Source organism: Mycobacterium sp. NGS45 (assembly GCF_059812645.1).
In genome coordinates, this window is the sequence record NZ_JCALDB010000004.1 from 168307 (window position 1) to 189852 (window position 21546).

The 21546-nt window shown below is 69.6% G+C and carries 22 protein-coding genes; 18 read left to right on the top strand and 4 right to left on the bottom strand.

The annotated features are described in order from the left end of the window. Window positions 1–37 precede the first annotated feature (37 nt). Window positions 38–730, bottom strand: a complete 693-nt coding sequence (locus AC5Y3P_RS05890) for an NUDIX hydrolase (protein ID WP_500044947.1) — start codon at window positions 728–730, stop codon at window positions 38–40. Window positions 731–777: 47 nt separating this feature from the next. Here AC5Y3P_RS05890 and nadA point away from each other — a divergent pair, with 47 nt between their 5' ends. From nadA to hisI, 12 genes are all read left to right on the top strand, one after another. Then, window positions 778–1821 carry a quinolinate synthase NadA gene (nadA, locus tag AC5Y3P_RS05895; protein ID WP_500044948.1) on the top strand — a complete coding sequence of 348 codons (1044 nt, stop codon included), beginning with the start codon at window positions 778–780 and terminating at the stop codon, window positions 1819–1821. Beyond that, entirely contained in the window at window positions 1818–3434 is a 1617-nt protein-coding gene (locus tag AC5Y3P_RS05900) for an L-aspartate oxidase (protein ID WP_500044949.1), read from the top strand. The genes nadA and AC5Y3P_RS05900 overlap by 4 nt, the downstream gene beginning before the upstream one ends. Continuing rightward, window positions 3431–4288 (top strand): carboxylating nicotinate-nucleotide diphosphorylase, encoded by an 858-nt coding sequence (gene nadC, locus AC5Y3P_RS05905; RefSeq protein WP_500044998.1) that lies wholly within the window; start codon window positions 3431–3433, stop codon window positions 4286–4288. The genes AC5Y3P_RS05900 and nadC overlap by 4 nt, the downstream gene beginning before the upstream one ends. A 242-nt stretch (window positions 4289–4530) precedes the next feature. Further along, window positions 4531–5478, top strand: a complete 948-nt coding sequence (locus AC5Y3P_RS05910; RefSeq protein WP_500044950.1) for a sensor domain-containing protein — start codon at window positions 4531–4533, stop codon at window positions 5476–5478. Between the two features lie 79 nt (window positions 5479–5557). Further along, window positions 5558–6886 (top strand): histidinol dehydrogenase, encoded by a 1329-nt coding sequence (gene hisD, locus AC5Y3P_RS05915; protein WP_500044951.1) that lies wholly within the window; start codon window positions 5558–5560, stop codon window positions 6884–6886. Then, a complete protein-coding gene (locus AC5Y3P_RS05920) occupies window positions 6883–8028 on the top strand; it encodes a histidinol-phosphate transaminase (protein WP_500044952.1) in 1146 nt (381 codons plus the stop codon). Before hisD ends, AC5Y3P_RS05920 begins: the two co-directional genes overlap by 4 nt. Next, on the top strand, window positions 8025–8633 hold the full coding sequence (hisB, locus tag AC5Y3P_RS05925) for an imidazoleglycerol-phosphate dehydratase HisB (RefSeq protein ID WP_500044953.1): 609 nt from the start codon (window positions 8025–8027) through the stop codon (window positions 8631–8633). Before AC5Y3P_RS05920 ends, hisB begins: the two co-directional genes overlap by 4 nt. Continuing rightward, window positions 8630–9250 carry an imidazole glycerol phosphate synthase subunit HisH gene (hisH, locus tag AC5Y3P_RS05930; RefSeq protein WP_500044954.1) on the top strand — a complete coding sequence of 207 codons (621 nt, stop codon included), beginning with the start codon at window positions 8630–8632 and terminating at the stop codon, window positions 9248–9250. The genes hisB and hisH overlap by 4 nt, the downstream gene beginning before the upstream one ends. Continuing rightward, entirely contained in the window at window positions 9247–9990 is a 744-nt protein-coding gene (gene priA / locus AC5Y3P_RS05935) for a bifunctional 1-(5-phosphoribosyl)-5-((5-phosphoribosylamino)methylideneamino)imidazole-4-carboxamide isomerase/phosphoribosylanthranilate isomerase PriA (RefSeq protein ID WP_500044955.1), read from the top strand. Before hisH ends, priA begins: the two co-directional genes overlap by 4 nt. Before the next feature lie 4 nt (window positions 9991–9994). Continuing rightward, window positions 9995–10813, top strand: a complete 819-nt coding sequence (locus AC5Y3P_RS05940) for an inositol monophosphatase family protein (protein WP_500044956.1) — start codon at window positions 9995–9997, stop codon at window positions 10811–10813. Beyond that, window positions 10810–11592, top strand: coding sequence for an imidazole glycerol phosphate synthase subunit HisF (hisF, locus tag AC5Y3P_RS05945; protein WP_500044957.1), 783 nt, complete (start codon window positions 10810–10812; stop codon window positions 11590–11592). Before AC5Y3P_RS05940 ends, hisF begins: the two co-directional genes overlap by 4 nt. Then, the gene (gene hisI / locus AC5Y3P_RS05950) at window positions 11589–11939 is read left to right on the top strand and encodes a phosphoribosyl-AMP cyclohydrolase (RefSeq protein WP_500044958.1); all 351 of its coding nucleotides are present in this window, start codon (window positions 11589–11591) and stop codon (window positions 11937–11939) included. Before hisF ends, hisI begins: the two co-directional genes overlap by 4 nt. Before the next feature lie 164 nt (window positions 11940–12103). Here the strand turns inward: hisI and AC5Y3P_RS05955 are convergent, their stop codons facing one another. From AC5Y3P_RS05955 to AC5Y3P_RS05965, 3 genes are read right to left on the bottom strand one after another with little or no spacing between them, the layout of a single operon-like run. Next, window positions 12104–13015: a carbon-nitrogen hydrolase family protein gene (locus AC5Y3P_RS05955; RefSeq protein WP_500044959.1), complete on the bottom strand. Its 912-nt coding sequence runs from the start codon at window positions 13013–13015 to the stop codon at window positions 12104–12106. A 6-nt stretch (window positions 13016–13021) separates the two neighbouring features. Continuing rightward, a complete protein-coding gene (locus AC5Y3P_RS05960) occupies window positions 13022–13459 on the bottom strand; it encodes an SRPBCC family protein (protein WP_500044960.1) in 438 nt (145 codons plus the stop codon). Next, entirely contained in the window at window positions 13459–13923 is a 465-nt protein-coding gene (locus AC5Y3P_RS05965) for a peroxiredoxin (RefSeq protein ID WP_500044961.1), read from the bottom strand. Before AC5Y3P_RS05965 ends, AC5Y3P_RS05960 begins: the two co-directional genes overlap by 1 nt. 106 nt (window positions 13924–14029) lie before the next feature. On the opposite strand from AC5Y3P_RS05965, the gene AC5Y3P_RS05970 reads away from it, so the two are divergent. The 6 genes from AC5Y3P_RS05970 to lgt all read left to right on the top strand — a co-directional run bounded on the left by AC5Y3P_RS05970 (window position 14030) and on the right by lgt (window position 21504). Continuing rightward, window positions 14030–15550 carry an anthranilate synthase component I gene (locus tag AC5Y3P_RS05970; protein ID WP_500044999.1) on the top strand — a complete coding sequence of 507 codons (1521 nt, stop codon included), beginning with the start codon at window positions 14030–14032 and terminating at the stop codon, window positions 15548–15550. Beyond that, the gene (locus AC5Y3P_RS05975; RefSeq protein WP_500044962.1) at window positions 15547–16245 is read left to right on the top strand and encodes a TIGR02234 family membrane protein; all 699 of its coding nucleotides are present in this window, start codon (window positions 15547–15549) and stop codon (window positions 16243–16245) included. Before AC5Y3P_RS05970 ends, AC5Y3P_RS05975 begins: the two co-directional genes overlap by 4 nt. Window positions 16246–16346: 101 nt before the next feature. Continuing rightward, window positions 16347–17165 (top strand): indole-3-glycerol phosphate synthase TrpC, encoded by an 819-nt coding sequence (gene trpC, locus AC5Y3P_RS05980; RefSeq protein ID WP_500044963.1) that lies wholly within the window; start codon window positions 16347–16349, stop codon window positions 17163–17165. 33 nt (window positions 17166–17198) lie between these two features. Next, window positions 17199–18461: a tryptophan synthase subunit beta gene (gene trpB / locus AC5Y3P_RS05985; protein WP_500044964.1), complete on the top strand. Its 1263-nt coding sequence runs from the start codon at window positions 17199–17201 to the stop codon at window positions 18459–18461. Next, window positions 18458–19267, top strand: a complete 810-nt coding sequence (gene trpA, locus AC5Y3P_RS05990) for a tryptophan synthase subunit alpha (protein ID WP_500044965.1) — start codon at window positions 18458–18460, stop codon at window positions 19265–19267. The genes trpB and trpA overlap by 4 nt, the downstream gene beginning before the upstream one ends. Then, complete coding sequence (lgt, locus tag AC5Y3P_RS05995; protein ID WP_500044966.1) at window positions 19264–21504, top strand: prolipoprotein diacylglyceryl transferase; 2241 nt, start codon at window positions 19264–19266, stop codon at window positions 21502–21504. Before trpA ends, lgt begins: the two co-directional genes overlap by 4 nt. Window positions 21505–21546: the final 42 nt, after the last annotated feature.

Here is a 21546-nt window from a genome sequence, read left to right on the forward strand (position 1 = left end):
GGTTGGCTAGCGCGTCGGGATCCGTCGGCAGGTCAGGTCAGACCGGCGGGCGCAGCGCGGCGAATTCGTCGGTGATCCGCAGCGCCGAGTCGGTGAATCGGAACAGCGCCGCCGGCCGGCCGCCGCTGCGCCCGGATTGCGCGGTGGTCCCGGTCCGGGTGATCACCTTGCGGCGGGCCAGCACGCGCTGCAGATTGGTCGCGTCCACCTGGTGACCGAGCGCCGCACTGTACACGTCGCGCAATGTGGACAGCGCGAATTCCTTTGGCGCCAGGGCGAATCCGATGTTGGTGTAGGACAGTTTGGCGATCAGCCGGGTATGTGCGTGGGCCACCATGGGGCCGTGGTCGAAGGCCATCGGCGGCAGCGCCGACACCGGGCACCAGCGGGTGTCCGGCGGCAGCTCGGGCGTCGCGGGGGAGGGCACCAGACCCAGGAAGGTCGAGGCGATGATGCGCTCGCCCGGCACCCGGTGCGGATCGGAGAACACCGCAAGCTGTTCGAGATGGGCGACTTCGCGCAGATCCACCTTCTCGGCCAGCTGCCGCCGCACCGAGCTGGTCATGTCCTCGTCGTGGCGCAGGCTGCCGCCGGGCAGCGCCCAGGTGCCGCGCTGCGGGTCCAGCGCCCGTTCCCAGAGCAGCACGCTGAGCTGCGGCTCGCGGCTTTCCAGCTCGCGAACCTGGAACACGACGGCGAGGACCTCATGGGCAGTGCTAGTATGAACCACGTTTTCGATTGTAAGTCGAAAACCTCGAAAAGCCGAAAGGAGCGGTCATGACCATCACCGACCGCGACATGGAGACTTCGCTGGCGAGCCAGATCGTCGACGGTCCGGCAGGGTATACCGGCGTCGAGGGCGACGAGGCCTGGGCCGATCAGATCCGTCGGCTGGCCAAGTTGCGCGGCGCCACTTTGCTGGCGCACAACTACCAGCTGCCGGCGATCCAGGACGTGGCCGACCACGTGGGTGACTCGCTGGCGCTGTCCCGGATTGCCGCCGAGGCGCCCGAGGACACCATCGTGTTCGCCGGCGTGCACTTCATGGCCGAGACCGCCAAGATCCTGTCCCCGGACAAGACCGTGTTGATCCCCGACCAGCGGGCCGGCTGCTCGTTGGCCGACTCGATCACCGCCGACGAACTGCGCGCCTGGAAGGCCGAATTTCCGGACGCCGTGGTGGTCTCCTACGTCAACACCACCGCCGCGGTGAAGGCGCTGACCGACATCTGCTGCACGTCGAGCAACGCCGTGGACGTGGTGGCCTCGATCGACCCCGACCGCGAAGTGCTGTTCTGCCCGGACCAGTTCTTGGGCGCGCACGTCCGCCGGGTCACCGGTCGCGACAACATCCACGTCTGGGCCGGCGAATGCCACGTGCACGCCGGCATCAACGGGGACGAACTGGCCGATCAGGCCCGCAGCCACCCGGATGCTGAACTGTTCGTGCACCCCGAATGTGGTTGTGCCACCTCGGCGCTGTACCTGGCCGCCGACGGCGCTTTCCCGGAAGAGCGGGTCAAGATCCTGTCCACCGGCGGCATGCTGGACGCCGCCCGGGAATCCAAGGCCCGCCAGGTCCTGGTCGCCACCGAGGTCGGCATGCTGCACCAACTGCGCCGTGCTGCACCGGAGATCGACTTCCAGGCGGTCAACGACCGGGCCTCCTGCAAGTTCATGAAGATGATCACCCCGGCCGCGATGCTGCGCTGCCTGCTCGACGGGGCCGACGAGGTGCACGTCGATCCGGACACCGCCGCGGCGGCCCGCCGCAGCGTGCAGCGGATGATCGAGATCGGACAGCCCGGCGGCGGGGAATGACCGGGACCCGGCTCACCCGCGCGGTGACCGCGGCCTGCGGCGGCGCGGGCCGCTGGCAACAGCGCGCCGACGTCGTCGTGGTCGGCACCGGGGTGGCGGGGCTGGCGGCCGGGTTGGCCGCCGCGCGCACCGGAGCCAAGACGGTGGTGCTGTCCAAGGCGCCGGCCGGGTCGGCCGGCACCGCGACGGCCTACGCGCAGGGCGGCATCGCGGTGGTACTGCCGGACACCGATGACTCGGTGGCCGCGCACGTCGCCGACACGGTGGCGGCCGGCGGTGGCCTGGTGGACCCGGACGCGGTGGCCTCGATCGTCGCCGACGGTCACGTCGCAGTAGCCCGGCTGGTGGGCGCAGGCGCCGAATTCGACCGCAGCGGAACCGAACTCGCGCTGACCCGGGAGGGTGGGCACACCCGGCGCCGGATCATCCACGCCGGCGGGGACGCGACCGGGGCCGAGGTGCAGCGCACCCTGGACGCGGCCGTCGGGCACCTCGACGTGCGATACCGGCACACCGCGGTGCAACTGCTGCAGGACGACGGCGCGCTGTGCGGGGTGGCGGTGCTCAGCCCGGACGGCCCGGGTGTCATCCATACGCCGTCGGTGATCCTGGCCACCGGTGGGCTGGGCCAGCTCTATCGCGCCACCACCAACCCGGACGGTTCGACCGGCGACGGTATCGCGTTGGCGCTGTGGGCCGGTCTGCCGGTCAGCGACCTGGAGTTCATCCAGTTCCACCCGACCATGCTCTACGACGGACGCACCGGCGGACGACGCCCGCTGATCACCGAGGCGCTGCGCGGTGAGGGTGCGGTGCTGGTCGACGCGCGCGGCGAGTCGGTGCTGGCCGGCGTGCATCCGATGGCCGATCTGGCCCCACGTGACGTGGTGGCCGCCGCGATCGACGCGCGGTTGCGCGCCACCGGCGATCAGTGCGTCTACCTCGACGCGCGCGCCGTCGTCGACGTCGCGCAGCGGTTCCCGACGGTCACCGCGTCCTGCCGTGCGATCGGCATCGACCCGGCGCGGCAACCGATTCCAGTGCTGCCGGGTGCGCATTACAGTTGCGGCGGTGTAGTCACCGACGTGCACGGCCGCACCGCGCTGGCCGGGGTGTTCGCCGCCGGTGAGGTGGCCCGCACCGGAATGCACGGCGCCAACCGGTTGGCGTCCAACAGCCTGCTGGAAGGGCTGGTGGTCGGCGAGCGGGCCGGGCTGGCCGCCGCCGAGCACGCCCGCACCGCGGGTCCGACCGGGGTCGGTGTGTTCGACCCGCCGCGCCGGCCGGTGCTGACCCGCGACCGGCTGCAGGCCGCGATGTCGACCGAGGCCTCGGTGCTGCGCGACGGTCCCGGGCTGGTCCGGCTGACCGAACTGCTCGACGACACCCGGGCAGCCGAACTGTCCACCGTCTCCCGGTTCGAGGACGCCGCACTGACCGTGACCGCGCAGGCCGTGGTGGCTGCCGCCGCGGCGCGCACCGAAAGCCGCGGCTGCCATCACCGTTCGGACTTCCCGGCCACCGATCCGGCCCAGGCCCACACCGTCGAACTGCGGCTGACCGGCGGCGTGCCGGCGCCGGTGTCCGAGGTCGGCGCGGCGGTGGTGTGCTGATGCTCGACGACACCGAACTGGCCGAAGCCCGCGCCGTGATCGCGCGCGGGCTGGACGAGGATCTGCGCTACGGACCGGACATCACCACGGTGGCTACCGTGCCGGCCGACGCCGTGGCCACCGCGGCCATGGTGACTCGCGCCGAAGGTGTGGTGGCCGGCATCGACATCGCGTTGCTGGTGCTCGACGAGGTGCTGGGCCCGGACGGCTACCGGGTGCTGGGCCGCGCCGACGACGGCGACCGGTTGCGTCCCGGCGATGCGCTGCTGAGCCTGGAAGCCCAGACCCGCGGCCTGCTGACCGCCGAGCGCACCATGCTGAACCTGGTCTGTCACCTGTCCGGGATCGCGACGGCGACCGCGGCCTGGGTGGACGCGGTGGACGGTACGTCGGCCAAGATCCGCGACACCCGCAAGACCCTGCCCGGCCTGCGCGCGCTGCAGAAGTACGCGGTCCGGGTCGGCGGCGGCGTGAACCACCGGATGGGGTTGGGCGATGCCGCGCTGATCAAGGACAACCACGTCGCGGCGGCCGGTTCGGTGGTGGCGGCGCTGCGCGCGGTGCGGGAAGCCGCACCCGAGGTGTCCTGCGAGGTCGAGGTGGACTCGCTGGATCAGCTCGACGATGTGCTGGAAGAGGACGTGCAGCTGGTGCTGCTGGACAACTTCGCAATCTGGGAGACCCAGATCGCGGTGCAGCGCCGCGACGCCCGCGCGCCCGGCGTGCAGTTGGAATCCTCGGGCGGGCTGACCTTGGACGTCGCGGCCGGCTACGCCGGGACCGGGGTGGACTACCTGGCGATCGGGGCGCTGACGCATTCGGTGGGTGTGCTGGACGTCGGCCTCGACTTCTGAGCCCAAGCCGTAGCAGACGCTACGGAATTGTCGGGTGGCCCGGCGGGTTCCCGTCGTGAACCGTGAATTGTGGACGCATTTCCCGGGTGGGGGCGTACACAATTCACGGTTCACGAGCAGTTCAAGGTGGGGTCAGCGGGCCGGGTACGCGTCCGTTTGGCTGAACTGTTGCATCGCTACGGTTTTATGGTTACTCTGTAGCGCATGACCCGGATGGGTCTGGCAGACCCGAAGGAGTCACCGTGACGAGCACCCAGCTTCCGCCCTTCCCCGACGGCGACACCCAGGTTCTGCCCGGCGCCCGCCCGCAGTACGGTCCGCCCCGGCAGGCCGGCTTCGGCGGATGGTCGCAGCCCGCGCCGTACTACCCGCAGCCGTCCTACCCGCCCGCCTGGGGTCCGCAACCGGGCCTGCCACCACAGCCACAGCGCCCGAACAACACCAAGAAGTGGCTCGCGCTGGCCGGTGTGGCGGCCGTCGCGCTGACCGCGGTCGGGGTGACCTGGGCCGTGGTCGGCACCGGCTCCGACGATGCCGACGACACCACGGCGTCGTCGACGACCCAGTCCGAGGACGCGGCGGACACCGCCGAGGACGCAGAGCCGCCGGCCGAGACCCTGGTCAGCGACCCGGGCGCGGTGCTGCTGAGCCGCTCGGCGCTGAACAAGCTGGTCGGCGACCAGCTCACGTTGGACGGTGAACACTCGGAGTTCATCGACAGCAGCGACCGGATCAGCCGCACCGAATGCGTCAGCGCCTGGAGTCCGTTCGAGCAGGAGTCCTACCGCGATTCGGGCTACGACGACGCCGCACTGCAGGCTCACACCGCCGACGCCGATCTGCACATGGTGGTGCAGGCCGCGGTCACCTTCCCCAGTGCCGCCGACGCCGAGGCCTACGTCAGCACCACCAAGTCGGACTGGCAGCTATGCGCTGACACCACGATCATCGTGGAGAGCAACGACGGTGACGTGCTGCCGTGGCGGACGGGCAATGTCAAGACGGCCGGCGGTGCGCTGATCACGCTGGCACACGAACCGGTCGGTACCACGAGCTTCAGCTGTGAGCGCGCGCTCGGCGCCCAGGGCAACGCCGTCATCGACGTGATGTCGTGTGCCGGTGACCCGACCGGCGAGGCCGCCGACATCGCCGAAGCGATCTCGGAAAACGTCGGCATCGAAGCCACCTGACCGCGGGCGCCGACCCGTCGCGGTGGCCCACGCCACGCTGATTTTTATTCGGGTGGACTGATCAGGGACAATCGAAGAGATGGCCAGCTTCGACATGACCCGAATCGATTTGCGCAACCGCGACCTGTCGGCCGCGCAACTGCGTGCTGCGCTACCGCGCGGCGGCGTCGACGTCGACGCCGTGGTCCCCAAGGTGCGTCCGATCGTCGACGCGGTCGCGGCCGGGGGCGCGCCGGTCGCGCTGGACTACGGCGCGTCGTTCGACGGCATCCGTCCGGAGACCGTGCGGGTCCCGCTGACCGAACTGGGGCGCGCGCTCGACGACCTCGACCCCGCCGTCCGCGGGGCGCTCGAGGTGGCCATCGAACGCACCCGCGCAGTGCACGCCGACCAGCGACGCACCAACACCACAACTGAACTGGCGCCGGGCGCCACCGTCACCGAACGCTGGGTGCCGGTCGAGCGGGTCGGGCTCTACGTGCCGGGCGGCAATGCGGTCTACCCGTCGTCGGTGGTGATGAACGTGGTGCCGGCCCAGACCGCCGGTGTCGACTCGCTGGTGATCGCCAGCCCGCCGCAGGCCGAGTTCGGGGGCCTGCCGCATCCGACCATCTTGGCCGCGGCCGCGCTGCTCGGCGTCGAGGACGTGTGGGCGGTCGGCGGTGCGCAGGCCGTCGCGCTGCTGGCCTATGGCGGCACCGACACCGACGGCACCGACCTGGCGCCGGTCGACATGATCACCGGACCGGGCAACATCTACGTCACCGCCGCCAAGCGGATCTGCCGCAGCCAGGTCGGTATCGACGCCGAGGCCGGGCCCACCGAGATCGCAATCCTGGCCGACCACACCGCCGACCCGGCGCATGTCGCAGCCGACCTGATCAGCCAGGCCGAACACGACGAGATGGCGGCCAGCGTGCTGGTCACCGACAGCCCCGCACTGGCCGACGCCTGCGACCGGGAACTGGCCGCGCAGGTGGCGACCACGCTGCACCGGGACCGGGTGACCGCCGCACTGTGCGGCCGGCAGTCGGCCATCGTGCTGGTCGATGACCTGGACGCCGGGGTGCGGGTGGTCAACGCCTATGCCGCCGAACACCTGGAGATCCAGACCGTCGAGGCCGCCGCGGTGGCCAACCGAATCCGTTCTGCCGGAGCGATCTTCGTCGGCGCCTACTCGCCGGTGAGCCTCGGTGACTACTGCGCGGGCTCCAACCACGTGCTACCCACCGCCGGCTGCGCGCGGCACTCCAGCGGGCTTTCGGTGCAGACCTTCCTCAAGGGCATCCACGTCGTCGACTACAGCGAGGCCGCACTCAAGGACGTGGCCGGCGATGTGATCGTGCTGGCCAAGGCCGAGAACTTGCCCGCGCACGGCGAAGCGGTGCGCCGGAGGTTCGAGAAGTGACCGAGCGCATCACCCTGGCCGACCTGCCGCTGCGCGACGATCTGCGTGGTAAGAATCCATACGGCGCACCGCAATTGGATGTTCCGGTGCGGTTGAACACCAACGAGAACCCGCACCCGCCGACCGCCGCGCTGATCGACGACGTCGCCGCCTCGGTGCGGGCCGCCGCTGAAGAGTTGCACCGCTACCCGGACCGCGACGCCGTCGCGCTGCGCACCGACCTCGCGGCCTACGTCAGCTCCGCCACCGGCGTGCCGGTCGGTGTCGAAAACCTTTGGGCGGCCAACGGTTCCAACGAGATTCTGCAGCAGCTGCTGCAGGCCTTCGGCGGACCGGGCCGCAGCGCGCTGGGTTTCGTGCCGTCCTACTCGATGCACCCGATCATCTCCGACGGCACCCAGACCCGGTGGATCGAGGCGGCCCGCGCCGACGACTTCGGCCTCGACGTCGACGTCGCGGTGGCTGCGGTCGCCGAACAGCGCCCCGACGTGGTGTTCCTGGCCAGCCCGAACAACCCGTCCGGACAAAGCGTTCCGCTCGACGACCTGCGCCGCGTGCTCGACGCGATGCCCGGCGGCGTGCTGATCGTGGACGAGGCCTACGGCGAGTTCTCCTCGCAGCCCAGCGCTGTACGCCTGCTGGCCGACTACCCGGCCAAACTGGTCATCAGCCGCACCATGAGCAAGGCGTTCGCGTTCGCCGGCGGCCGGCTCGGTTACCTGATCGCCGACCCGGCCGTGATCGACGCGCTGCTGCTGGTCCGGTTGCCCTATCACCTGTCGGTGCTCACCCAGGCCGCCGCGCGCGCCGCCCTGCGGCACGCCGACGACACCCTGGGCAGCGTGGCCACCCTGATCGCGCAACGCGAGCGGGTCAGTGCGGCCTTGTCCGACATGGGGTTCGGGGTGATCCCGAGCGACGCCAACTTCGTGCTGTTCGGCCGGTTCGCCGACGCCCCGGCCACCTGGCAGCGCTACCTGGACGCCGGCGTGCTGATCCGCGACGTCGGTATTCCCGGCCATCTGCGGGTCACCATCGGCTTGGCCACCGAAAACGATGCGTTCCTGGCAGCCAGCGCCGAGTTGGTCGGCACCGAACTGGGCGCCCTGGGATCCGAACCGACGAAAGTGGGAACACAGTGAGCCGCGTCGCCAAGGTCGAACGCAAGACCCGGGAATCCGACATCGTCGTCGAACTCAACCTCGACGGGACCGGCCGGACCGACATCTCCACCGGAGTACCGTTTTTCGACCACATGCTGACCGCGCTGGGCAGCCACGCCAGCTTCGACCTGACCGTGCACGCCAAGGGCGACATCGAGATCGAGGCGCACCACACCGTCGAGGACACCGCGATCGTGTTGGGCACCGCGCTGGGTCAGGCCCTCGGCGACAAGAAGGGCATCCGCCGGTTCGGTGATGCCTTCATCCCGATGGACGAGGCCCTGGCGCACGCCGCGGTCGACGTGTCCGGCCGGCCCTACTTCGTGCACACCGGCGAACCGGAATACCTGGTGGACTTCACGATTGCCGGTTCGTCGGCGCCGTACCACACCGTGATCAATCGGCACGTGTTCGAATCGCTGGCGCTCAACGCGCGGATCGCACTGCACGTCCGCACGCTCTACGGGCGCGACCCGCACCACATCACCGAGGCGCAGTACAAGGCGGTGGCCCGGGCGCTGCGCCAGGCCGTGGAAGCCGACCCGCGGGTGACCGGGGTGCCGTCGACCAAAGGCAGCCTGTGACAAGACGTTCGGTTGTCGTACTGGACTACGGATCGGGCAACCTGCGCTCAGCTCAGCGCGCCCTGGAGCGCACCGGTGCCCAGGTCGAGGTGACCGCCGATCCGGCCGTGGCCGCCCGGGCCGACGGCTTGGTGGTGCCCGGCGTGGGTGCCTTCGAGGCGTGCATGGCCGGGCTGCGCGGTATTTCGGGTGAGCAGATCATCGCCGAGCGGGTGGCCGCCGGTCGCCCGGTGCTGGGCGTGTGCGTGGGTATGCAGATCCTGTTCGCCCGCGGTGTGGAGTTCGGTGTCGAGTCCCGCGGCTGCGCCCAGTGGCCCGGCGCGGTGACCCGGCTGGACGCACCGGTGATCCCGCACATGGGCTGGAACGTGGTGCAGGCTGCGCCGGGCAGCGCGCTGTTCAAGGGCCTGGACGCCGACACCCGGTTCTACTTCGTGCACTCCTACGCCGCGCAGAACTGGGAGGGTAACCCCGAGGCGATGCTCACCTGGGCAACGCATCACGTGCCGTTCCTGGCCGCCGTCGAAGACGGTGCGCTGGCAGCGACACAATTCCATCCGGAAAAGAGTGGCGACGCCGGTGCGACGCTACTCGCGAATTGGGTTGAGGGACTGTGAGTTCGAAACCATTGATTCTGCTGCCCGCCGTCGACGTGGTGGACGGCAAAGCGGTGCGCCTGGTCCAGGGCAAGGCCGGCAGCGAAACCGACTACGGCTCGGCGCTGGAAGCCGCGCTGACCTGGCAGCGCGACGGTGCCGAGTGGATCCACCTGGTCGATCTGGACGCCGCATTCGGCCGCGGTTCCAACCGGGAGTTGCTTGCCGACGTGGTCGGCCGGCTCGACGTGGCCGTCGAGTTGTCCGGCGGTATCCGCGACGACGACTCGCTGGACGCCGCGCTGGCCACCGGCTGCGCGCGGGTCAACATCGGCACCGCGGCGCTCGAGGACCCGCAGTGGTGCAAGGCGGCCATCGCCAAGCACGGTGACAAGGTCGCCGTCGGGCTGGACGTGCTGATCGAGGGTGACTCCTACCGGTTGCGCGGCCGCGGCTGGGAAACCGACGGCGGCGACCTCTGGGAGGTGCTGGACCGCCTCGACGCCGAAGGGTGTTCGCGCTACGTGGTCACCGATGTCACCAAGGACGGCACCCTGACCGGGCCCAACCTGGAGCTGCTGGGCTCGGTGGCCGACCGCACCGATGCGCCGGTGATCGCCTCCGGTGGCGTGTCCAGCCTGGACGACCTGACCGCGATCGCCACCCTGACCGGTCGCGGCGTCGAGGGTGCGATCGTCGGAAAGGCGCTCTACGCAGAGCGTTTCACGCTGCCGCAAGCCCTGGCTGCGGTCCGCCAGTGATCCGATGAGCCCGACTCCCGAGCAGTTGGCCGGCTGGCTGGACACCGCCGCCGAGATCCTCGACGGCGTGGCCGAGCAATTCGTCGACGGGCACCGGGCCGAATCCGCAGTGGCCAAGAAGGGCAACGACTTCGCCACCGAGATCGACCTGGCGATCGAGCGCCGGGTGGTCGCCGAGCTCACCGAACGCACCGGGATCGGGGTGCACGGCGAGGAGTTCGGTGGGGCCCCACTGGATTCCGAACTGGTCTGGGTACTGGACCCGATCGACGGCACGTTCAACTATGCGGCGGGTTCGCCGATGGCCGCGACGCTGCTCGGGCTGCTGGCCGATGGTGAGCCACTGCTGGGGCTGACCTGGTTGCCGTTCGTCGGGCAGCGTTACAGCACGTTGCCGACCGGTCCGGTGCGCGAGAGCGGCGTGCCGCTGGAACCGCTTTCGGCGTCCACGCTGGCCGAATCGATCGTCGGGATCGGCACCTTCAACATCGAATCGCGCGGCGTGTTCCCGGGCCGGTACCGCTCGGCGGTGTTGGACGGTTTGAGTCGGCGTTGCTCGCGGGTGCGGATGCACGGCGCCACCGGGATCGACCTGGCCTACGTGTCGGCCGGGATCTTGGGCGGGGCCATCAGTTTCGGCCACCACATCTGGGATCATGCGGCCGGGGTGGCGCTGATCCGGGCGGCCGGGGGCATAGTCACCGATTTGGCCGGTCAGGACTGGACCCCGGAATCCCGCTCGGCGCTGGCCGGTGCGCCCGGTGTGCATCAGGAGATGTTGGAGATCGTGCAAGCAGTCGGTGTGCCGGAGGACTATCTGTGACCAACAGTGATGTGGCGACCCGGGTCATCCCGTGCCTGGACGTCGACGCCGGCCGGGTGGTCAAGGGCGTCAACTTCGAAAACCTGCGCGACGCCGGCGATCCGGTCGAATTGGCAGCGGTCTATGACGCCGAGGGCGCCGACGAACTGACCTTCCTGGACGTCACCGCATCGTCGTCGGGGCGGGCCACCATGCTCGACGTGGTGCGCCGCACCGCCGAGCAGGTGTTCATCCCGTTGACCGTGGGCGGGGGAGTGCGCTCGGTCGAGGACGTCGACGTGCTGCTGCGGGCCGGCGCCGACAAGGTCTCGGTGAACACCGCGGCGATCGCGCGGCCCGAGTTGCTCGCCGAACTGTCCCGGCAGTTCGGCTCGCAGTGCATCGTGCTGTCCGTCGATGCCCGCACCGTGCCGGCCGACGGCACGCCGACACCTTCGGGCTGGGAGGTCACCACACACGGAGGCCGCCGCGGCACCGGCATCGACGCGGTGCAATGGGCCACCCGCGGAGCCGAACTCGGGGTCGGGGAGATCCTGCTGAACTCGATGGACGCCGACGGCACCAAGGCCGGCTTCGACCTGCCGATGCTGCGGGCCGTGCGGGCCGCGGTGACGGTGCCGGTGATCGCCTCCGGTGGTGCCGGCGCGGTCGAGCACTTCGCGCCGGCGGTGCAGGCCGGCGCCGATGCGGTGTTGGCCGCCAGCGTCTTTCACTTCGGTGAGCTGACCATCGGTGAGGTTAAGGCGGCGATGGCCGCGGAGGGGATCACGGTGCGGTGAGCTACTCTCTGGACCCCGCCATCGCACAGCGGCTCAAACGCAACGCCGAGGGCCTGTTCACCGCGGTGGTGCAGGAGCACGGCAGTGGCGACGTGCTGATGCTGGCCTGGATGGACGACGCCGCGCTGGCCCGCACCCTGGCCACCCGCGAGGCCACCTACTTCTCCCGCTCGCGCGGCGAGCAGTGGATCAAGGGCGCCACCTCCGGGCACACCCAGCACGTGCATTCGGTGCGACTGGACTGCGACGGCGACGCCGTGTTGCTGATGGTCGACCAGGTGGGCGGGGCATGTCACACCGGGGATCACAGCTGCTTCGACGCCGACCTGCTGCTGGGCGACGAATAACCGCGTTGAGTTAGACCTGGTGTAGCTGATCGGGCGCAATGTGCCTACCTACGTTCTAAGTCAACGCCTGAATTCAGTACACCGTCCGCGCCGCGGGTCACATCCGACATGTCGAACGGCATCAGGCGCGGCGTGCGTCCCTGTTTGACGATCATCGCGGGTCCTCACATGTTGCGGCGGTACCACCGTCGACCGTGCCAGCGCTGGTAATGCCATGTCGCGGCGGCCAACGCCCCGCGTCGATGCAACCAGAACCGGTCGGGCACTTCCAGTGTGGGTTCAGTTGCGCCAGAGGTGATCTCGGCGAGCACCACGCCTTCACCCTGGTCGTAGCGACGCTCGGCCAACACGGTGCCGTCGGCGTCGGCGATCAACGTCGCGGCCTCGAAGTGGCCGCGGTAGCGCAGCGGCAGCCACGGCATCGGACATTCCAGCTCACCGGCGTGCGCGGCGTGCACCACCGGCGCGCCCACGTACTGCCCGAACGACGCGGCTGCGGCACGTGCGGTGGCCGCATTGCGTCGTTCCATCCGGTCGAACAGCGCCCGCGGCGGCCAGGCCGGGATCGACCACCACCCTGAGCCGGTCATCATCAGATCGACCTGGCCGCGCAACCGGCGTGCGGTCTGAGTGCGCATCAGTTCCCAGCAGACCGCCGCGCCGACCCGTAGGTCACCGGCGGTGAGCAGGCCGTCGTCGTGCCCGCCGACGTAGAATGAGTTCTCCCACATGGTCGGCAGGTCCTTGTCGTGCCGGCCCACCACAGCGGTGGGGTCGGCCAACAGATAGACGTTGCGCACCTGCCCGTCGGGATCGCGGCACAGAAACGACCCGCCCACCAGCGCCTGATGGCGCGACGCCAACCGGGTCAACAGCGCAGACGCCGGGCCGTCGAACGGCAGCACGGCCTCGGCGATCCGGTCCAGAAATCCGATGCCGCTGGGGAAGAACTCCGGCAGCGCGATGATCTTGGCGCCGGCCGCACCAGCCTGATCGGCCAGCCGTTCACAAGCGGCGAGGTTGGCCTCGACGTCGCCGGGCACCGCCACCAGTTGCACCGCTGCCGCCAGCACCATGGTCGGTCAGCCCTGCTCCAGCGCGGCAGCGCAACCCGCGAGGATCTGCTCGAAGCCCTGCCGGAGCAGCCGCGACGTCAAGGCTTCGGCCACCCGGCCACCGACCCACACCGGATGGGTGTAGCTGGACTGCCAGTCCACGTGCGTTCCGTCTCCGGTCGGGGTGAACGTCAGCACACCGCCCCGATGGTTCAGCGGCGGGAAGACCCGCACGATCAGATAGGAGTAGCTGTGCGGCCGGTCGTAAGCGGTGATCTCCTCACGGAACCACATGCCGGCCGCCAGCGCGTCGCGCACCGCGCCCGCACCGCTGGCCGAACTGCCTTCGCGCCAACCGGCTTTCAGGATCAGCCGCGCGGACTTCAGATTGGCTGGATCGGCCAGCCAGTCGAACACCGCTTCCGGGGGTGCAGCGATGGTGCGTTCGGCCGTGATGGTCGGCATCAGCTCACCTGACGCGCCCGCAGCGTCTCGAGTGCCTTGTCGGCGTGGGTGTCCATGGACAGTTCGCTGGCGATCACGTCGAGCACCCGGCGGTCGGTGTCGATCACGAAGGTGGTGCGCTTGACCGGCAGGAACTTGCCGAGCAATCCGCGTTTGACGCCAAACCGAGTGGCCACCGCACCGTCGGCGTCCGAGAGCAGCGGATAGTCGAAGCCCTGAGCGTCGGCGAACTGGGCCTGCTTGTCGACGGCGTCGGTGCTGATGCCCACCCGCTGCGCACCGACGGCGGCGAATTCGGCTGCCAGATCCCGGAAGTGGCAGGCCTCCTTGGTGCAGCCCGGCGTCATCGCGGCCGGATAGAAGAACAGCACCACGGGGCCGTCGGCGAGCAGTTCGGACAGCCGGCGGGTGGCGCCGGTTTGGTCGGGCAATGCGAAGTCGTCGACGAGATCACCACGTTGCATTCGCACCACGCTACCCGCGCAGCCACGCCGGCGGGGCCCGGCGCCAGGCCGGGATTCCGTCGTCGCCGCCATGGTCTGGGAGGATGACCAGGTGCCCGTCAACCACATGACCACCACCTCGCGCGAGGACTTCCGCGCGTTGGCCGCCGAGCACCGCGTCGTCCCGGTGACCCGCAAGGTGCTCGCCGATGCCGAGACCCCGCTGTCGGCCTACCGCAAGCTGGCCGCCAGCCGGCCCGGCACCTTCTTGCTGGAATCCGCGGAGAACGGTCGGTCCTGGTCGCGCTGGTCGTTCATCGGGGCCGGTGCGCCGTCGGCGCTGACCGTGCGTGACGGGCAGGCGGCCTGGTTGGGCACCGTGCCGCAGGACGCGCCGGCCGGCGGTGACCCGCTGCTCGCGCTGCAGGCCACGCTGGATCTGTTGGCCACCGCCAAGCTGCCCGATCTGCCGCCGCTGTCCGGCGGCATGGTCGGGTTCTTCGCCTACGACCTGGTGCGCCGACTGGAGCGGCTGCCCGAGCTGACCACCGACGACCTGCAGCTGCCCGACATGCTGATGCTGCTGGCCACCGACATCGCCGCGGTCGACCACCACGAGGGCACCATCACGTTGGTGGCCAACGCGGTCAACTGGAACGGCACCGACGAGCGGGTCGACGAGGCCTACGACGACGCCGTCGCGCGCCTGGATGTGATGACCGCTGCGCTCGGCGAGCCGCTGCCCTCGACCGTGGCGACGTTCAGCCGCCCGGAGCCGCGGACCCGCGGGCAGCGCACCGTCGAGGAGTACGGCGCGATCGTGGAGAAGCTGGTCAACGACATCGAAGCCGGTGAAGCCTTCCAGGTGGTGCCCTCACAACGGTTCGAGATGGACACCGACGTCGACCCGATCGATGTCTACCGGATGCTGCGGGTGTCCAACCCCAGTCCGTACATGTACCTGCTGCAGGTCCCCAGCGATGACGGCGACACCGCGTTCTCGATCGTCGGCTCCAGCCCGGAAGCCCTGGTCACCGTGCAGGACGGCTGGGCCACCACGCACCCGATTGCCGGTACCCGGTGGCGTGGCGGCACCGAGGAAGAAGATCAGCTGCTGGAAAAGGAGCTGCTGGCCGACGAGAAGGAACGCGCCGAGCACCTGATGCTGGTCGACCTGGGCCGCAACGACCTGGGCCGGGTGTGCGTGCCCGGCACCGTGCGGGTCGAGGACTACAGCCACATCGAGCGCTACAGCCACGTCATGCACCTGGTCTCGACGGTCAAGGGTCTGCTGGCCGGGCACCGCACCGCGCTGGACGCGGTCACCGCATGCTTCCCGGCCGGCACCTTGACCGGGGCGCCCAAGGTGCGCGCGATGGAGCTCATCGAAGAGGTGGAGCTGACCCGGCGCGGGCTCTACGGCGGCGTGCTCGGTTATCTCGACTTCGCCGGCAACGCCGATTTCGCGATCGCGATCCGCACCGCGCTGCTGCGCTCCGGGGTGGCCTATGTGCAGTCCGGCGGGGGTGTGGTGGCCGACTCCAACGGCCCCTATGAGTACAACGAATCGGCCAACAAGGCCAAGGCCGTGCTCAACGCGATCGCGGCCGCCGAGACGCTGTCCACTCCGCAGACGGGCGGAGCATGACCGACGCCGCCCGTTCGGCCACCCGGCTGCTGCGGATCGCGCAGCTGCTGCTGGTGCTGGCGGCGCTGGGGCTGTGGTTGGCTTCGCGGCTGGCCTGGGTCGAGTTGGTCAGCGCCGACGGGCTGGGCCAACCCAAGACCATCGTGCTCTCCGGGGCCACCTGGTCAAGTGCGCTGGTCCCGCTCGCGCTGCTGCTGGCGGCCGCCGCGGTCGCGGTGCTGGCGGTGCGGGGCTGGCCGCTGCGGCTGCTGGCGCTGCTGCTCGCCGTGACCAGTGCCGCGATCGGCTACCTGGTGATCGAGCATTGGGTGGCACCCGACGTTTCCCGACGGGCCGCCGACCGGGCCGAGATCCCGGTGCTCTTCCTGGTGGACAGCCACCAGCGCTATCTGGGTTCGGCGGTCACCTTGGTGGCCGCGGTGATGACGCTGGTCGCGGCCACGCTGTTGATGCGTGCGGCTGCGGCGGCGCCGTCGTCGTCGGGCCGCTACACCGCCCGGTCGCGGCGCCGCGCCCAGGCCGCCGAGCACGACGACGACGTCGTCGCACCCGGCGGTCCCGAGGTCCCGGACCCGGCTGCGGCGGCCGGTCCCGACGCCGACCAGGAGGTGTCCGAACGGGTGTTGTGGGACGCCTTCGACGACGGCCGCGACCCCACCGACCTCGACCCCGGGTCACCGCGAGAGGCCCGGTGAATCCGACAGGGGGCCGGGCGGCTACCCTTTCTGGACGCACTGCGGGACCCCCAACAGGCGTTCTGGAACTCGAGAACACCTCTCAGGAAGGAACGACAGCCATGAGTTCGGCGACCGTGCTCGACTCCATCATCGAGGGAGTTCGGGCTGATGTTGCCGCTCGAGAAGCGGTTGTAAGCCTCGACGAGATCAAGGCCCGCGCCAACGCGGCACCGCCGCCGCTGGATGTGCTGGCAGCGCTGCGTGAACCGGGCATCGGGGTGATCGCCGAGGTCAAGCGAGCCAGCCCGTCGCGCGGCGAACTCGCGCAGATCGCCGATCCGGCCGAGTTGGCGCAGGCCTACCAGAGCGGTGGCGCCCGGGTGATCAGCGTGCTGACCGAGGAGCGCCGGTTCCACGGGTCGCTGGCCGACCTGGACGCGGTGCGCGCCGCGGTGACCATCCCGGTGCTGCGCAAGGACTTCATCGTTCGGCCGTACCAAATTCACGAGGCGCGCGCGCACGGCGCCGACATGCTGCTGCTGATCGTGGCGGCGCTGGAACAACAAGCGTTGGTGTCGATGCTGGATCGCACCGAATCGTTGGGCATGACCGCGTTGGTCGAGGCGCACACCGAGGAAGAAGCCGACCGCGCCCTGCAGGCCGGGGCCAAGGTGATCGGCATCAACGCCCGAAATCTGAAGACCCTCGATGTGGACCGGGACTGCTTCGCGCGGATCGCACCCGGGCTGCCCAGCAACGTCATCAAGATCGCCGAATCCGGCGTGCGTGGTCCGGCTGACCTGCTGGCCTACGCCGGCGCCGGCGCGGACGCCGTGCTGGTCGGCGAGGGCCTGGTGACCAGCGGTGATCCCCGCACCGCGGTGTCCGATCTGGTGACCGCCGGCGCCCACCCGTCCTGCCCCAAGCCGGCCCGCTAGCCGGGATGGGTTCGAGCCCGAAGATCTTGCGTCATGGCTGATTTCACGCTTCCCGACCTGCCCCGAGCCAGCGCTTCGGTGGCCGAACCCAGCGGACACGAACCCGATCAGCGCGGGCACTTCGGTCGCTTCGGCGGTCGGCTGGTGGCCGAGGCGCTGATGGCGGTGATCGAAGAGGTGACCGCCGCCTATGAGAAGGTGCGCGCCGACCGGGAGTTCCTCGACGAGTTGGACCGGCTGCAGGCGCACTACGCCGGCCGGCCGTCACCGCTGTACGAAGCCGAGCGGTTGTCCGCACATGCCGGTGGCGCACGACTGTTCCTCAAGCGAGAAGACCTGAACCACACCGGATCTCACAAGATCAACAATGTGTTGGGACAGGCGCTGCTGGCCCGCCAGATGGGCAAGAAGCGGGTGATCGCCGAGACCGGTGCCGGCCAGCACGGCGTGGCGACGGCAACCGCGTGCGCGCTGCTGGGGTTGGAGTGCGTCGTCTACATGGGTGCGGTCGACACCGCTCGGCAGGCGCTCAACGTGGCCCGGATGCGACTGCTGGGCGCCGAAGTGGTCTCGGTGGAGGCCGGATCGGCAACCCTCAAGGACGCCATCAACGAAGCGTTCCGGGACTGGGTGACCAACGCCGAGGACACCTACTACTGCTTCGGCACCGCGGCGGGTCCGCACCCGTTCCCGACCATGGTGCGCGACTTCCAGCGCGTCATCGGTCTGGAGGCGCGGGTCCAGATCCAGGCGCAGGCCGGTCGGCTGCCCGACGCCGTCACCGCGTGCGTGGGCGGCGGATCCAACGCGATCGGCATCTTCCACGCCTTCATCGATGACCCCGGGGTGCGGTTGGTCGGGTACGAAGCCGCCGGCGACGGCGTCGAAACCGGCCGGCACGCCGCCACCTTCACCGGCGGCTCGCCCGGCGCGTTCCAGGGTTCGTTCTCCTACCTGCTGCAGGACGAGGACGGCCAAACCATCGAATCGCATTCCATTTCAGCGGGTTTGGACTATCCCGGCGTCGGTCCCGAGCATGCCCACCTGCTCGACATCGGCCGCGCCGAATACCTTCCGATCACCGACGCGGAAGCCATGGACGCGTTCCGGCTGCTGTGTCGCACCGAGGGCATCATCCCGGCGATCGAATCGGCGCATGCTGTGGCCGGCGCGCTGAAGTTGGGCGTCGAGCTGGGTCCGGGTTCGGTGATCGTGGTGAACCTGTCCGGCCGCGGTGACAAGGACGTCGAGACCGCGGCCAAGTGGTTCGGCCTGTTGGACGGAGCCGACTCGTGAGCGCGGTGCCAAGCCGGCTCGGGCCGCTGTTCGAGACCTGCCGGCGTCAGGACCGTGCGGCGCTGATCGGGTATCTGCCGTGCGGCTACCCGGACGTGACCGGCTCGTTCGACGCGATGACCACACTGGTCGACGCAGGCTGCGACCTGATCGAAGTGGGCGTGGCGTATTCGGATCCCGGTATGGACGGCCCGACCATCGCCGCGGCCACCGAGGCCGCGCTGCGCGGCGGCGTGCGGGTGCGCGATTCACTGCGCGCGGTCGAGGCGATCAGCAATGCCGGCGGCCAGGCCGTGGTGATGAGCTACTGGAACCTGGTGCTGCGCTACGGCGTTGACGCCTACGCCCGTGACTTGGCTGCGGCCGGCGGGGCCGGCATCATCACGCCGGACCTGATCCCGGAGGAGGCCGACGACTGGTTCGCGGCATCTGATGCGCACCAGCTGGATCGGATCTTCCTGGTGGCGCCGTCGTCGACGCCGGAGCGGCTGGCCAAGACCGTGGCGGCCTCGCGCGGCTTCGTCTATGCGGCGTCGACCATGGGTGTCACCGGGGCGCGCGACGCGGTGTCGAATGCGGCACCGGAGTTGGTGTCCCGGGTCAACGCGATCTCCGACATCCCGGTGGGCGTCGGGTTGGGGGTGCGCGACCGGCAGCAGGCCGCCGAGATCGGTTCCTACGCCGACGGCGTCATCGTGGGTTCGGCCCTGGTGTCCGCACTGAGCGAAGGCTTGCCCGCGCTGCGCGCGTTGACCGAAGAACTGGTGATCGGGGTACGAGAGAGAGTTTCTGGGGTTACTGGGTGATCACGACGACGCTGGCCTACATTCCGAGTCCGTCGCAGGGTGTCTGGCACCTCGACTTCAGCCTGTTCGGCCACGCGCTGTCCATTCCGATCCGGGCCTATGCGCTGTGCATCATCGTCGGCATCTTCGTGGCTGCGGTGCTCTCGGACCGCCGCTGGGTGGCTCGCGGCGGCGAACGCGGCGTGGTCTACGACATCGCGTTGTGGGCGGTGCCGTTCGGCTTGGTCGGTGGCCGGCTCTACCACGTGCTCACCGACTGGTCCACCTATTTCGGACCGGGCGGCAAGGGATTCGGTGCCGCCCTGATGATCTGGGAGGGCGGCCTCGGCATCTGGGGCGCGGTGGCGCTTGGCGCCGTGGGCGCCTGGATCGGCTGCCGGCTGCGCGGCATCCCGCTGCCGGCGTTCGGTGACGCCATCGCGCCGGGCATCATCTTGGCTCAGGCCATCGGTCGGCTCGGCAACTACTTCAACCAGGAGCTCTTCGGGCGCCCCACCGACCTGCCGTGGGGGCTGCAGATCTTCGACCGGGGCGCCGGGTGCAACGCTCTGCAACAGCCACTGGAGGGGGTGTCGACGGGCCAGGTGTGCTCCGTCGTGCATCCGACGTTCCTCTACGAACTGCTGTGGAACGTCCTGGTCTTCCTCATGTTGATCTACGTCGACCGCAGGTTCCGGATCGGGCACGGCCGGCTGTTCGCGCTGTATGTGGCCGGCTACTGCATCGGCCGATTCGGCGTGGAGCTGCTGCGGAGCGACCCCGCCACACAGCTCGCCGGGATGCGGATCAACTTGTTCACCGCGACGTTCGTCCTCATCGGCGCCATCGTGTACTTCATCCTGGCCACCAAGGGGCGTGAGGACCCGACGACGCTGCGGGGACGGGCTGACGAGGCCGAGCCTGCCGACGAGGAGGCCGCAGCCGAGGCGGAATCGACCGGTGAGGGCAGTGAACTCGCGGCCGCAGGTGCTGCGGCTGCGGTAGCGGCGGCCGCGGGTGCCGAGACCGAAGCTGATGAGGCTGAAGCGGCTGACGAGGCTGAAGCCGACGAAGGCGACGTGGCTGATGCCGCCGAAGTCGTGGAGGCCGAGCAGGAAACGGAAGCTGCCGCGGAGGATGAGGAGCAGGAGGCCGAATCCGTCGCCGAGGAAGCCGACGCCGAGGAGGCCGACGCGGCCGAGGTCGAGATCACCGACGCCGAAACCGAAGAGGCCGAAGCCGAGGACGCTGAGGCTCAGGCGGACGAAGTTGCTAACGCCATCGCCGGCGAAGCCGTCGAAGATGCCGAGTCCGAAGAGTCGAGCGCCGAGGAAACCGCTGACGAAGACTCCGGCGAGGACGAGGCGATCCTCGAGGCCGAGGTCGCCGGAACCGGCATCGACGTGGAAGCCGACGACGAGCTCGAAGCCGAGATCATCGACGAGGAGCACGACCCGGTCGACGCCGACGACGTGGAAAGCCTGGATGACACCATCGCGACCGTCGTTCCCGCTTCCGAGGAACAGGTGACCGAGTCGGAAGCTGCTGATGCTGAAGCGGATTCGACTGCTGAAGACGAGTCGGATGTAACGGAGGCTCCGGTCGAACCGGCCTCGGAGCAACAGGAAGAACTTGCCGAGGCCGAGGCCGAGGTGGACGCGGATGCCGAGGCTGAAGCAGATGTTCAGCCCGAGGAAGATGTCGAGACTGAAGACGTCGAGACCGTAGACGTCGGGGCTGATGCTGAGTCGGAGGCTGCAGAGCCAGAACTGGTCGCCGAACCCGAGACCGAACCCGAGTCCGAACCCGAGTCCGAAGCAGTAGTCGAGTCGGAAACTGCTGATGCTGAAGCGGATTCGACTGCCGAAGCCGAGGCGGATGCAACCGAGACTCCGGCCGAACCGGTCTCGGAGCAACAGGAAGCCGAGGCGGACGCGGATGCCGAGGCTGAAGCAGATGTTCAACCCGAGGAAGATGTTGCGACTGAAGATGTCGAGACGGTAGACGCCGAGACGGTAGACGCCGGGGCTGACGCTGAGTCGGAGACCGCTGAGTCGCAGTCAGAAACCGCCGACTCCGAGTCCGAGCCGGTGGCAGCAGCAGAGCCTGAGACAGCAGTTGAGGCAGAAACCGCTGACGCCGCGCCTGATTCGGAATCTGAGGCCGAAGCTGATGCTGCCCGGTCCGAAAGTGAACCAGAGACCCCCGAGCCCGAGCGTCCCGGCCGCCGTCGTTGGTTCCGCCGCCGCAAGAGCTGAAACCGCTCGGCCGAGCACCGAGTTTGCTTAGCGGACCTGCGC